Raw genomic sequence first — 12,093 nt, 5'->3', positions numbered from 1 at the left:
GATTTTTGCAAGTGACAAGACCAGCATGGTTCGTACGTTGAGCGCGCCGGCAGTCCATGAATGATCCCCCCCTATCTCGATAGGAAACCACGCATGAGCACTATCAGCATCATCGGCTCAGGTGGCATGGCCGCAGCGATCGGCGGCCTTGCCGCCAAGGCCGGACACACCGTCGAGGTGATAAGTCGTGACGCCGCCAAGGCGCGGGCGCTGGCCGAGCAAGTCGGAGCCGGCGCGACAACAGGAACGTTCGGCGCCGCCCCGGCCGGGGGTATTGTCATCCTGGCGGTTCCCTACTCCGCCGTTCTCGACGTGGTGAAGCAGTACGGCGAAGCACTGGCAGGCAAGCTTCTTGTCGACATCACCAACCCCGTCGCCCCCGACTTCACGAGCTTTGTGACCGCTGAGAACAGTTTCGGCGCGCAGGAGATCGCCAAAGCCGCCCCTGCCGACGCCGAAGTCGTAAAGGCGTTCAACACCCAGTTCTCCCATGTCCTGGCTGCCGGTTCAGTCGAGGGGCACCCGTTGGACGTGTTCATCGCCGGGGACGGCGCGCTGGCGAAAGAACGCGTCTCGGCGTTCATCGAGAGCCTTGGCCTGCGCCCGATGGACACCGGGCCGCTGCTCATGGCGCGAACGCTGGAGCACGTCTGCTTGCTGTCGCTGGGTCTCATGACCCACTCCGTCAAGCACACCAAGTTCTCAATCGGCGTCAGCCTTCTCGGCTGAGTGCACTCGCAGAACTTCTCGCATCACATCACTTACAAGGAGCACCAACATGCACGTATTCGTCACTGGCGGGACCGGCCATTCCGGTCCGTACATCATCTCCGACCTCATCGCCGCCGGCCACGAGGTCACCGCTTTGGCCCGGTCGGACAGTGCGGCGGAGGCGGTCGCTGCGCTCGGCGCAAAGGTGCGTCGTGGTGATCTCGATGATCTCGACGGGCTCAAGGAGGCGGCTGCAGCCGCCGACGGCGTGATCCACGTCGCGCACAGACAAGACCTGCTTCCGGTCGGCGGGCTCGACGCTGTTGCCGCAGCGGAGGTCCAGATCATGCTCGCATACGGTGATGCACTGGCTGGAACAGGAAAGCCGCTGGTTGTGTCGGGAAGCATCGGTTCGCCGACTAACGCGGGTTGGCCGGTTCCTGGGCCGCTCCAGAGCCGACCGGCGACCGAGGAGGATCCGGCTCTTTCTCCGGCTGGCGATCAATATAAGGGCTCCCTGCGGGTTCGTAACATCGTCGAAACGACCGTAATCGGTCTCGCAGAGCGGGGCGTGCGGTCTTCGGTCGTGCGCATTTCTGAAATCATGCACAGCTCAACCGACAAGGCCGGTTTCCTTCAGGTCCTAATCGGGCAAGCAAAGGAAAAGGGCGTCGTTGGCTTCCCCGGCGACGGCTCCAACCGGTGGGCGGCAGTGCATGCCCGCGACCTCGCGACCCTGTTCCGCCTGGCGCTGGAGAAGGGTCCCGCTGGCAGATGCTGGCATGCGGTTGCCGAAGGGTCTATCCCGTACCGCGAGATCGCGGAGGCCATTGGCAGCCGTCTGAACCTTCCCGCCGTGCCCATTCCCGTGGACGTAATGATGGGGCCGGGTTTCTTCGGCTTCCTCGCGAACTTGGTGACGCTGGATACCCCGGCGTCGAACGATATCACGCGCCAGACGCTCGGCTGGACACCAACGCAGCCCAGCCTGTTTGCCGATATGGACAATGGCCACTACTTCCCTGCCGCCTGAGTGAGCTGAGGCTGTTCGCCGGGTCGCAACGAGCCCGGCGAACAGCAACGTCGCGATGCCGTGATCCGTTCGACCCGAGCATGGCATAAGGGAGGCGGATGCGGCCCGGCACACACGGGATACTAACCGGGGGAAGCCCGTTCAGAGACTGCGGGCAATACCCCAACTCATTTGGAGATTACACATGAGCACTATCAGCATCATCGGTTCAGGAGGCATGGCCGCGGCGATCGCCGGTCGTACCGCCAAAGCTGGACATACCGTCGAAGTTATCAGCCGCGACTCCGCCAAGGCGAAGGCACTCGCCGACCAGCTTGGGGCGGGAGCATCGACCGGAACGTACGGCGCCAAGCCGACGGGCGACATCGTCATCCTCGCCGTGCCGTACACCGGTGCGGCGTCGGTGGTGGCCGAGTACGGGGACGCGCTCGACGGCAAGGTGATCATCGACATCACCAACACGGCCTCTCCGGACCTCACGGGCCTCGTCTCTCCCGCCGGAAGTTCTGGTGCGCAGGAGATCGCCAAGATCGCCCCCGCCAGCGCACATGTCGTGAAGGCATTCAACACTCTCTTCGGCCACGTCCTTGCCAAGGGTGGGCGCCTCGACGCGTTCATCGCCGCCGACGATCCGGAGGTCAAGGCGCGGGTCTCGACGTTCATCGAGAGTCTCGGGTTGCGTCCGTTGGATGTCGGCGGCCTGCACATGGCCCAGACGCTCGAGGCGCTCGGCCTGATGATGATCGGCTTGGCCAAAAACGGCGCCGGCACTTGGGACATCGCCTTGAACGTCGATATCGGCTGAATCACCGACACCACGTCCTCTCAGGCAGGTTCACAACACCACTGGGAGCAAGTCAACAGACAGCACCGATTACAGGAAGGACTCAAGATGCCTAGTAATGAAGAAATCATCAGGGAACTTTACGCTGCCTCAGAGGGGCGCGGACTGGATGCCGAGAAGTTTGTCTCCATGTTCTCTGACCAAGGATACATGTGGGATATGGCTTCCGGGATGAAGTTCCGCGGGCAGGCCATTGGTGGCTGCATTGCCGGCTTCGCAAGTGCATTTCCCGACGTCCACCGTGAGTTACTTAGCATCTACGTCGCGAAGAACGTCGTTGTTGTCGAACTCGCAACTCGAGGAACGCACAAAGGTGAGCTGCCCCTTGCCTCTGGAACTCTAGCTCCCACGGGCAAGACGATAGATGTCCCGTCTTGCGATGTCTTTCACCTCGAGAATGGGAAGGTAATATCCTTTCATTGCTACAACGAGGCTTCCGTAATGCAGCAACAACTTGGCGTCGGTCTCGGCTGAGTTGCCGTCGTAAGCTATCCGATCTGAGAGAAATGGAGAGGTGTGATGAGCATTGAACAGAATGTCCAGGTTGTTAAGGAGTTCTTTGCAGCAATGGGCCGCAGCGATAGCCAAGGTCTGCTGGCGCTGACTTCCGAAGATATTGAATGGATCATTCCGGGCAAGGACTGGCCGCTGGCTGGCACGCATCGCGGGCACGCGGGATTGGCAGATCTGCTTCAGAAGGCTTCCGAAAAGATGGAAACATCCGTCATGGAGTTCCACGAATACGTGGCGCAGGGTGACCGGGTCCTTGTCGTCGGCTTCGCCAAGGGGAAAATCAAAGCCACGAATAGGACGTGGGAGGACAATTGGGTCTTCGCCATCACTGTTCGGAACGGCAAGCTGACGAACATCCGGGAGTATGTCGACACACAGGCACTGGCGCAGGCCTCCGAGATCGCCGAAAACCTTAGGCCAAGCGGAGCTTAACGACGACGCGAGGCCAATGGCAAGACAGCCAGCGGGTCGAGTGCCTCGTCATCGGCGGCGGTCCCGTGGGACGGACCGCCGCGATCTATTTGGCGCGCTACCGGCTGACCATCACGGCGCCCGGATCGCCACCGCCGAGGTTGCGACGGTGGAGCGAAGCAGCGTGGCCTTCAGGCTTTAAGCTCGTTGTTGAGCATTCGCATAAAATACAGCAGCTCAATCATAGGAAAGTGATAATGATTGAAGAATCGAAAATCCGGGAAAGAGCTTATGCGCTGTGGGAAAAGGATGGTTGTCCTGAAGGTGCTGATCACTTCTATTGGCATCTCGCCCAAGAACAGCTCGAGGCCAATGTGCAGTCGATTAACCCCGCACCCCTGATCCGGTCTCTGGCAAAGCGAAAAGCCGCCCCGCGCGGCAGGCCTATGAGTTAGCGAAAAGCTACTGTAGTAACTAGTCAGCAAAAGACGAAAATGGCCATTTGGCGATGCTTATAGGTCTATCTTTTTGGCGCTTCTCTACTGACCAGCCGGCGCAAAATCCCACCTAGTGGCCTGAGCGGTTAATCCATTAATTTATTTTTTATCACGCTCAGCTTCGCTTTATGTACCGAGCTAATGATGGCCTCAGCCGTTTTATTCCACTTGAACGGCTTGGCTGAATGCTCATTGTGAGCCACGATAAATTGGCGGATAGCGACTTTTAGGTCGGCGACGCTGGTGAAGGCACCCCGGTATAGCGCTCGTCTTTCCAGTTGTGCAAACCAGCCTTCCACGGCGTTCAGCCAAGACGCGCTGGTTGGTGTGAAGTGCAATTTGAAACGCGGATGCTTTTCCAGCCACTGCTTGATTGCAGCAGTTTTGTGGGTCGAACTGTTATCTAGAATCACATGCAGATCCAGTCCGGCTGGCGTGCTGCGTTCAATCTGTTGCAGAAAAGCCAGAAACTCCTTGGCTCGATGGCGCTGGGTAATCCGTCCGATTACTTGGCCGGTCAGGATGTCGAAAGCCGCGTACAGACTCGCCGTACCATGGCGCTTGTAATCATGGGTCCGACGCTCAACTTGACCTGGGCGTAGCGGCAGCATCGGTTGGGTGCGATCCAACGCCTGGATCTGGGTTTTCTCGTCAACCGACAACACCAGGGCGTTATCCGGTGGGTTCAGATAGAGCCCGACCACGTCGACTACCTTGTCGGCGAAATGAGGATCGTTGCTGATTTTGAAGGTCTTCAGACGATGGGGTTTGAGGTCGGAAGCGGCCCAGACCTGCCGCACCTGCCACGTGGTAACCCGCGCATACTTGGCCATCAAACGGACGCTCCAGTGAGTGGCTTCCTGGGGTACACGCCGGGTGGTCAGTGTCAGGATTTCGTTGATTTTATCGGGCCCAAGTTTGAGTGGCTGGCCGCTGCGCGGCAGATCGCTCAACCCTTCGATTCCTGCCTCCAGATAACGTTTTCGTCACTTGAATACCGTCGGCGGCGTGACCTGCAACTGCTCGCTGACGGCCTTGGGCGTCAATCCGTCAGCCAGTAGAAGCAGGATGCGCGCTCTCTGGGCGAGGCTCTGTTCCAGCGTACTCATACGCAACCAACCTTGCAGGGCGATGAGATCGGAAGGCATTAAAGCGAAGGGGGAAGTCGGTCGGGCCATGCGTATAACCAATCCATGACATTGGACGCACAGTATATCGTTACCATTAGATAAATGAATTAACCGCTCAGTCCACTAGGTACGCTTGGACAAACCGCTCGATGGATGTAACAGACGTTTACGCCAGCCACCAGTAGTTCGGGTCGTGGTGCGCTCAATGCCGTATCCACCTTCCGAAGCACGATATACTTCAAAGAGCAGGGATGAGGGCCCGTTGGTGTGCAGCGCAGAGTTGCGCGGGGTACTACCTAGCCCTTCACTAACATCGTTTACGGCCCCTATGCCTTTTTCGCTTCACTAGGGATGGTCTGAAGTAGCCGCCTATTTTTCGGCGACTGAACCATCGGCGCTTTCAAAAACGACAGCCGTTCAAAATCGGTCAAATCTGCCGACTATTTCATGTTTTTTGCTGCTGCGAGTGCCTCCTAGCAGCCATTTCCCCCATTACGGACGCACCTCTCCCACGCCGCAGAGTAAATGTCGACGCGCCATCCACAGGTTCGACAAGGCGAACAGCGTCACCATTTGAGCAGTGTTTTTCACCAAGCCCCGGAAGCGCACTTTGGTATAACCAAACTGGCGCTTGATCACCCGAAATGGATGCTCAACCTTGGCGCGAACCTGAGCCTTGGCTTTCTCGATCTTGCGTATCGCTTTGTACAATACGCTGCGTTTGCCATGTTTTTTGTAGGTGCTGCGCCGGGCTGCAATCTGCCAGATGACGTGGCGTCCCGCATGCTCTTCGCGCTTCTCGACACCGGTATAGCCTGCATCGGCGCAGACCACGTTCTCAGCACCGTGTAGCAGTTTGTCGACTTGGGTTAGGTCACCAATATCCATCGTTCAGTACCTGCACAGGAGCAATATTCAATATGGAAGGCGAGATGAATGAACTGGAACAGAGGCCTCGGGTGTTCGTCTCCGACCTCATCCAGCTCGGCGATATTGTGCTGACAACACGCCCGAACCCATGAGTAAAACGATCCGTAAGGCCATCGGCGCGGACATCTTTCACGCTATGACTTGTGTTGGGAAGAAGAGGCGCGGTTTTCGCGTTCCATGATAGAGCAGAAAAAGACATGATCTATTTGAGCGAAAAGGAACGGCGCTTGGCTGAGTGGGAATCAACTCTTACAGATATGCTTTTTGAAGGCAGTCGAACAGCCTGGCGTTTCTTTCACCTCAGGAGGAAATATGGCCCGTAGAATTTTGGAAACTCGGGAAGTTGAAGGCGAGAAGGAAGTTAAGGAATTCCGTGATGCTGATTGGGAGATTGCTGCTGTTGCTCCTGGCACCAAGCCTGACGGAACGGCCTACTTCGTTCACCTGATGGCGATATATTCCGAAGACGAAGATTGATCAAATACACAGGCCCGCAAGACGGGTCTGTCGGGAGCCGATTCAGCGAGTCGGCTCCCGACAGTCACAGACAGAACGGAAAAAGGCATGCCGACCAACGAAATGCTCAGACGTGAATGGATCTCAGCTGGCTACAAATCAGACATGGGGAGCGCGATAGCCTGCCGCCCACCAGTTAATCGCTCGACGATTCGCCTGTACAACCTCAACAGCGTCAAACACGCTCTCAGCAACATAGAAAATCGGCGCATCAAGGTCTCTCGCTTTGCTGATCTGAATGACCCCTTCGAGCTCCTTGCTGCGAACTTCAAAGAACACAAGACGCGCCAGGTCGTAAGAGACTGGAAAGATAAAAGCCATTCGCTGATGGGCTTACTGTGCTTCGCTGGAGATTGGTCAGAGCCGGTGATGTGGAGCCACTACGCCGATAAACACACAGGAGTCTGTTTGGGTTTTGACGTAAACCGCAGCACGGTTCAGCAGGTCAGCTACCAAGACGATCGAATCCTCAATGCTCTTCACCCAACATCAATCCCAGACAATCTGAGCGAAGAACTGCAACAACAGTTGCTGTGCACCAAGTCCGGAGGATGGCGGTATGAGGAGGAATACCGTCGGTTCGTGAGCTTGAATGATGCAACCTTGGAAGGACCGTTTCACTTCTGGCCAATCAGTGGCGATATTCAACTGGTAGAGGTGATCCTCGGACCACTATGCGAGGAGCCCCTCGAATCGGTAAGGCAGAAAGTTAAACTGCATTTTCCCAACGCAGTTGTATTTAAAGCCAGGCTGGCATTCCAATCGTTCAAAGTCGTGCCAGACGCGCGCACGGTTTTCTAAGAACCCCAGACTTGGCGGCCAATGCCGTTCAGATCACCATCAAATTCGCCACGAAGTCCATGGTAAGGAAATCAACATGGAAGATTTACGGTTTGCCGATGATCGGCCAATCGCCAAGCACCAACAGGTGTCGGCGCTGACGTCGGATTGACCCAGTAACCGATGCCAAGCTGACCCAACGCCAATCGGTGAAAATCCAGCACGGGCAATGGTTTATTAGGTAGGAGCTTGGCTCAGTGAGGTTTCAGTAACTGGGTCAATCCTATTCAGGTGATTACATAGGCAGTATGGAACCCGGTCAGGCAGTGATGCCTGGCTGTTTTTTTGCATAATTGAGGGCGAACTTACGTTACCGACGTTCGGCGGGGACAGTCATATTTGGGGTCGTCTCAGAAAACGGAAAATAAAGCACGCTAAGCATTGCCAATAAGATAGCCAAAAACGACATCCGTGATCGTTTTCTCTATCTCCCTTGAAGAAAACCCCATCGGTGGATCAATGATCGCCGCATGCACCAACGACTCCATGACTTGAAGCACCGCCCAAGTCGCCAAGTCGAGATTGCGCCGAGCGATCTGCGCCCGATGCTCCTCCAGCAAATCACGTACCCTACGGAAAATGCTTGCATCGGCCGGGCTCCCATTCTTGGGGGCGTCGAAGAACGGGAACTCCTTCTCCAGCACTTGGTGCAACTTTGGCTCCACCTGATGCGCAGCCAAGAGCGCATGCACGATGGCTTCAATATGGCCTCTCATACTGTGCGGGTGGACTGACGCCAGCACGGTATCGATCGCTAGGTACATCTGCGCAGCATGGCGTTCATGCAAAGCGGTCACCAGTGAGTCCTTGTTTGGGAAGTACTGGTAAACCGATCCCACGCTCACACCGGCGCGCTCCGCCACCACATTGGTATTGGTTCCGGCGTATCCGCGCTCCGCCAAAACGCGAGCTGTCGCCTCAAGAATGGCTTCAACCATGTGTTGTGAACGTGCTTGACGCGGCTGTCTGCGGGGCTGCGGCAGAGATTGCATGGCTGGCTCCAAATGTGAGTTTTCAACACGAGTAAATGCTCATATTATTACTCACATGTTGAGCAATTGCTCGTATTTTTAATGGAGACATCATGAGTTCTGATTTACTGAGAAAAGGCGCTTCGGCGGCGGCAAGCCCCAACGCCTTCCTCAAACTGCTACCCATCACCTTGGCCGTGTTCATCGGTTTTCTGACCATTGGCTTGCCTTTACCAGTGCTGCCCTTGCATCTTCACGACACGCTGGCGATGAGCCCGCTGATCGTCGGTATCGTGATCGGCAGCCAATTTGCTGCGGCTCTATTGTCACGTGCTTGGGCTGGCGGTTTGGCCGATACGCGTGGAGCGAAACGCGCCGTAGTAGCGGGCCTCTTCCTCGCAGCAGGTTCGGGGTTGGTCTATTTGGCATCGTTGGCCTTTGCCACTTCGCCGCCAGCTTCGGTTGGCGTGCTGGTACTTGGTCGCGTGCTACTGGGCTGTGCGGAAAGCCTGGTGGTCACGGGTGCCTTGACCTGGAGTGTCGGTTTGATTGGCCCTCAAAATGCAGGCAAGGCCATGGCCTGGGTTGGCATTGCGATGTATGGCGCCTATGCCGCCGGGGCACCAATGGGGGTAGCCGTGTATGGGCAGTTTGGCTTTGCCGGGATTGCAATGGCGACGATCTTGATCCCCCTGATCGCTCTAGGCGCAATTGCCGCCGTGAGACCGATAGCACCGTCCTCGGCGCGGCGCATCCCTTTCTATAAGGTACTGAGAACGGTCTGGGTGCCTGGCATGGGGTTGGCATTGTCCAGTGTGGGCTTCGGTGTCATTACGACGTTCATTGCATTGCTGTTCTCCGCCCGGCATTGGGGCAATGCATCGCTGGCCTTCACCGCTTTCGGCGTTGCTTTCATCGGTGCCCGACTGTTCTTCGGGCACCTGCCAGACAAGGTTGGTGGTGCCAAAGTCGCCTTCGTATGTGTGCTGATCGAGGCCGTCGGCCAACTGCTTATCTGGGGCGCTGATGGGGAGCCTATGGCATACATCGGCGCTGCACTGACGGGCTTCGGCTACTCGCTAGCGTTTCCTGGTTTCGGCGTTGAAGCCGTTCGGCGGGCCCCGCCACAAAGCCGGGGCGCAGCGATGGGTGCCTATGTGGCGTTTCTCGATATTTCGCTAGGCATCACCGGGCCCATAGCCGGTGCGATTGCCAACAACAGCGGTGTGAGCGCGGTCTACCTCGCGGGGGCAGTTGCCGTAGTGTGCTCTGTGGGTATCGCACTGGTCTTGTTGGCAACCCAGCCACGCGCAGCACACGACCAGGCGACAGCGCGCCATAAGGGCGTGCAATGAGCATTGACACTCATCCACCACGCAGGCAAGTGCGAACTGAAGCTCGTGTAGTTGCGGCGTAGGGGTCTGAAGCCCAACCGTACGAAAACGTACGCTAAGTATGTTTTTTAACCAGAATGGTGTTTTCGCTGCCATGACAAAAGACAATGATATCCGATATATACCAAAAATAACTCGAGTTGCAGGAAGGCGGCAAATGAGCTCACCCGAATCACTTACTCGAGTAAGTGATTCGGGTGAGCGAATGTGCACAAGCAGCTTGAAGTAGGGGTCCGCTTGGGAAAGGGAAAATATCCTACGATAAGCCTACTTTTTGTACAGTTCGGCATCAACAGCACGTAACGGTCGGTAGTTGTGTATGTACATTTTTCTCCTATTTGTGACGTTTAAGTGATGATCATAATGTACGTGACAGATAGGTGATGACCCAAGAGGAAAGTGGCGGCACTTTAGGCTATGACATTGGGGTATACAAGACAGAAAATTGCGCTGCTTTAATTTTGTTAAATGTTTAAGGTGACACCCCTCCAGAATTAACGTAGCGCTGTCTATTTCTTTCTCTGAATAATGGTTCTGATGAATGCTGATGATATATGCAATGCCAGCTCTGCATCATATTCAAGTACTGAAGACGCCTTATCGCTACCGTGTCTAACAGCGGGTTCTGCATTTGTATAGGCGTAAAACTTTTCTATGACCGTAATAAGAAGCGGTGAGACCACACTCTCCTTTCTCATTTGTTTTAGCGCATCCCCCAACGTTGAAGCGGACGGATAGTACGTCCGGCATACGCTCTCTACGGCACTGATAGATTCTTTAATCGAATTCTCCGGATCTTTATGCGAACCCAACGCAAAGTAACGAGCCTTAGCGTAATGTTTTCTGGCTGGTTCAAATCGGTCCTGAAGAGAAGCGTCAGCTTGGTTGATCTTAAGCTCAAGATCGCTGGGAAGTGGAGTCTCTAAGCTGGATGACTCACTGAGTTTCCATTCAATTTTATGCGTAGAAAACAGGTCATTCACTTTTTGGCGGTAAGAAGCAAAACTTAGTTCCTCATAGGCCTTCTGCCCCCACGAGAAGGGGCGTTTTGCCTCGCTCTCTTTCAGTTGTTGACCGATAATCTCAACCGCATCATAAAATTGATACCACGGTAGATATTGAATTATGCCTTTGAGTGCCTCGTGGCAATAAAATGAGTCCAAATCTTGCTGATCTGTTTCCTGTCCATTTTGGGCACAAAGACTTTCTATCAGGCTTTTAATCCCTAGCGGGCGGTTCTCAGTGTTTTGAACCCTGCTGTCGCCGTCCACGTAAATCAGTTTGTCGAGAATGGAAGCAAAGAACATCGATTTCAGCCAAGATGGGGCATCCTCGCGTATCGGTTCATTTTTATAGTCTGGATCAAAACCGTGTCGGTAAGAAAATTTCACCCTTCTTCTCCATTGAAAAACAATGCTTTACGGTTAGCTGATTTAAACGGTGCTCAAGTTTCTTCATCAAGATGTCTGTCTAAGCATGGCCACCGCGTCTGCGCCGGGCATTGAGAACTGCACCCGGTGGCGTGCCGCCACGTCCAGCGCAAATATCCGCGTATACACCTCGGTCGACTTCATGCTTTTGTGCCCCATCAGCCCCTGCAGCACCTTCAGCGGCACGCCCGAGTACAGCATGTGCATGGCGTAGCTGTGCCGCAGCGTGTGCGGCGTGATCGGTACGGAGAACGTGACGCCGTCACCGGCGGCGCGGGCCACCGCGTCGTTAAGCCAGGTGCGCACCGTGCGATCCGTCACCTCCCAGATCCGCGCCGGCTCCATGCGGCCGGTGCGCTTGTTTTTACGCTCGAGCGGAATGCGCAGCGTGGCGATCATGCTGTTGAGCCGGTTGAGATAATGGTTATCTGACAGTGGGACCAGCCGGTGAGGGATCGTCTTTTTAGACGGTGCGCCCGGGCCGCGCGCGGCCTTTTCCTGCCGCTGCTTGAGCGTGGCCAGCGAGACGTAGGGGTACGGCGGTGACAGTGAAAAATCCGCCCGCGTCAGGGCCAGTCCTTCGTTAATGCGCGCGCCGGTGTTCCACAGCGTATCGATGCAGGTCTGCTGATACAAATCAGGCAGGTAGTGCAGCAATGCGCTGACCTCCACGGCCAGCAGATACTCCGGCATATCACCGTGGGTCTGAGCCATGCGGCGCAGGGCCAGCGCGGCGGAGTAGTCTATCGAGACGGTCTGTGGCAAAGACTGTGAGTTAAAATCCTGTGGGATAAGCATCATCATATCATTCATACCCGGTATTTTTAGTGTCGTCAGTCGTGGGTCAACAGCGGCCTAAGCGGCGTATTCCTC

General features: G+C 55.9%; 12 protein-coding genes and 2 pseudogenes. 9 read left to right on the top strand and 5 right to left on the bottom strand.

The features are described from left to right. Positions 1–93 precede the first annotated feature (93 nt). The 6 genes from EAH77_RS22050 (at position 94) to EAH77_RS22025 (ending at position 3,967) form a co-directional block, all read left to right on the top strand. Complete coding sequence (locus EAH77_RS22050) at positions 94–729, top strand: NADPH-dependent F420 reductase (RefSeq protein WP_140475129.1); 636 nt, start codon at positions 94–96, stop codon at positions 727–729. Positions 730–778: 49 nt separating this feature from the next. Beyond that, positions 779–1,744: an SDR family oxidoreductase gene (locus EAH77_RS22045; protein WP_140475127.1), complete on the top strand. Its 966-nt coding sequence runs from the start codon at positions 779–781 to the stop codon at positions 1,742–1,744. Between the two features lie 184 nt (positions 1,745–1,928). Beyond that, entirely contained in the window at positions 1,929–2,549 is a 621-nt protein-coding gene (locus EAH77_RS22040; protein WP_140475125.1) for an NADPH-dependent F420 reductase, read from the top strand. A gap of 87 nt (positions 2,550–2,636) precedes the next feature. Continuing rightward, a complete protein-coding gene (locus EAH77_RS22035) occupies positions 2,637–3,062 on the top strand; it encodes a nuclear transport factor 2 family protein (RefSeq protein ID WP_140475123.1) in 426 nt (141 codons plus the stop codon). 45 nt (positions 3,063–3,107) lie between these two features. Then, positions 3,108–3,533 carry a nuclear transport factor 2 family protein gene (locus EAH77_RS22030; RefSeq protein ID WP_140475121.1) on the top strand — a complete coding sequence of 142 codons (426 nt, stop codon included), beginning with the start codon at positions 3,108–3,110 and terminating at the stop codon, positions 3,531–3,533. A gap of 236 nt (positions 3,534–3,769) precedes the next feature. Beyond that, on the top strand, positions 3,770–3,967 hold the full coding sequence (locus tag EAH77_RS22025) for a DUF2934 domain-containing protein (protein ID WP_140475119.1): 198 nt from the start codon (positions 3,770–3,772) through the stop codon (positions 3,965–3,967). 128 nt (positions 3,968–4,095) lie between these two features. On the opposite strand, the pseudogene EAH77_RS22020 reads toward EAH77_RS22025, so the two are convergent. Together EAH77_RS22020 and EAH77_RS22015 are read right to left on the bottom strand one after the other, a co-directional pair. Next, positions 4,096–5,187, bottom strand: a pseudogene (locus tag EAH77_RS22020) (IS630 family transposase). A gap of 444 nt (positions 5,188–5,631) precedes the next feature. After that, positions 5,632–6,024 (bottom strand): annotated as a pseudogene (locus EAH77_RS22015) (transposase); the annotation flags it as partial. A 357-nt stretch (positions 6,025–6,381) separates the two neighbouring features. Between EAH77_RS22015 and EAH77_RS25190 the strand changes: the two are divergent. Both EAH77_RS25190 and EAH77_RS22010 read left to right on the top strand, forming a co-directional pair. Next, a complete protein-coding gene (locus EAH77_RS25190) occupies positions 6,382–6,546 on the top strand; it encodes a hypothetical protein (RefSeq protein ID WP_161985843.1) in 165 nt (54 codons plus the stop codon). Between the two features lie 87 nt (positions 6,547–6,633). After that, a complete protein-coding gene (locus EAH77_RS22010) occupies positions 6,634–7,386 on the top strand; it encodes a DUF2971 domain-containing protein (RefSeq protein WP_140475117.1) in 753 nt (250 codons plus the stop codon). Between the two features lie 413 nt (positions 7,387–7,799). On the opposite strand, the gene EAH77_RS22005 is transcribed toward EAH77_RS22010, so the two are convergent. Beyond that, positions 7,800–8,417, bottom strand: coding sequence for a TetR/AcrR family transcriptional regulator (locus EAH77_RS22005; protein WP_140475115.1), 618 nt, complete (start codon positions 8,415–8,417; stop codon positions 7,800–7,802). Positions 8,418–8,509: 92 nt separating this feature from the next. Here EAH77_RS22005 and EAH77_RS22000 point away from each other — a divergent pair, with 92 nt between their 5' ends. After that, positions 8,510–9,751, top strand: a complete 1,242-nt coding sequence (locus EAH77_RS22000; RefSeq protein WP_140475113.1) for an arabinose transporter — start codon at positions 8,510–8,512, stop codon at positions 9,749–9,751. 548 nt (positions 9,752–10,299) lie between these two features. Here the strand turns inward: EAH77_RS22000 and EAH77_RS21995 are convergent. Together EAH77_RS21995 and EAH77_RS21990 are read right to left on the bottom strand one after the other, a co-directional pair. Beyond that, positions 10,300–11,181, bottom strand: a complete 882-nt coding sequence (locus EAH77_RS21995) for an AbiJ-NTD4 domain-containing protein (protein WP_140475111.1) — start codon at positions 11,179–11,181, stop codon at positions 10,300–10,302. A gap of 66 nt (positions 11,182–11,247) precedes the next feature. Next, a complete protein-coding gene (locus EAH77_RS21990) occupies positions 11,248–12,018 on the bottom strand; it encodes a site-specific integrase (protein WP_431306785.1) in 771 nt (256 codons plus the stop codon). Positions 12,019–12,093: the final 75 nt, after the last annotated feature.

It is taken from the genome of Ewingella americana, assembly GCF_006438725.1.
In the GTDB taxonomy this organism is placed as follows: domain Bacteria; phylum Pseudomonadota; class Gammaproteobacteria; order Enterobacterales; family Enterobacteriaceae; genus Ewingella; species Ewingella americana_A.
The sequence above is the reverse complement of the archived record's forward strand: the minus strand, read 5'-3'. Positions and strand labels throughout refer to the sequence as shown.

Coding starts and splice junctions, on each gene's coding strand:
- EAH77_RS22050 (WP_140475129.1), top strand. CDS start 94: ATGAGCACTATCAGCATCATCGGCTCAGGTGGCATGGCCGCAGCGATC.
- EAH77_RS22045 (WP_140475127.1), top strand. CDS start 779: ATGCACGTATTCGTCACTGGCGGGACCGGCCATTCCGGTCCGTACATC.
- EAH77_RS22040 (WP_140475125.1), top strand. CDS start 1,929: ATGAGCACTATCAGCATCATCGGTTCAGGAGGCATGGCCGCGGCGATC.
- EAH77_RS22035 (WP_140475123.1), top strand. CDS start 2,637: ATGCCTAGTAATGAAGAAATCATCAGGGAACTTTACGCTGCCTCAGAG.
- EAH77_RS22030 (WP_140475121.1), top strand. CDS start 3,108: ATGAGCATTGAACAGAATGTCCAGGTTGTTAAGGAGTTCTTTGCAGCA.
- EAH77_RS22025 (WP_140475119.1), top strand. CDS start 3,770: ATGATTGAAGAATCGAAAATCCGGGAAAGAGCTTATGCGCTGTGGGAA.
- EAH77_RS25190 (WP_161985843.1), top strand. CDS start 6,382: ATGGCCCGTAGAATTTTGGAAACTCGGGAAGTTGAAGGCGAGAAGGAA.
- EAH77_RS22010 (WP_140475117.1), top strand. CDS start 6,634: ATGCCGACCAACGAAATGCTCAGACGTGAATGGATCTCAGCTGGCTAC.
- EAH77_RS22005 (WP_140475115.1), bottom strand. CDS start 8,417: ATGCAATCTCTGCCGCAGCCCCGCAGACAGCCGCGTCAAGCACGTTCA.
- EAH77_RS22000 (WP_140475113.1), top strand. CDS start 8,510: ATGAGTTCTGATTTACTGAGAAAAGGCGCTTCGGCGGCGGCAAGCCCC.
- EAH77_RS21990 (WP_431306785.1), bottom strand. CDS start 12,018: ATGCTTATCCCACAGGATTTTAACTCACAGTCTTTGCCACAGACCGTC.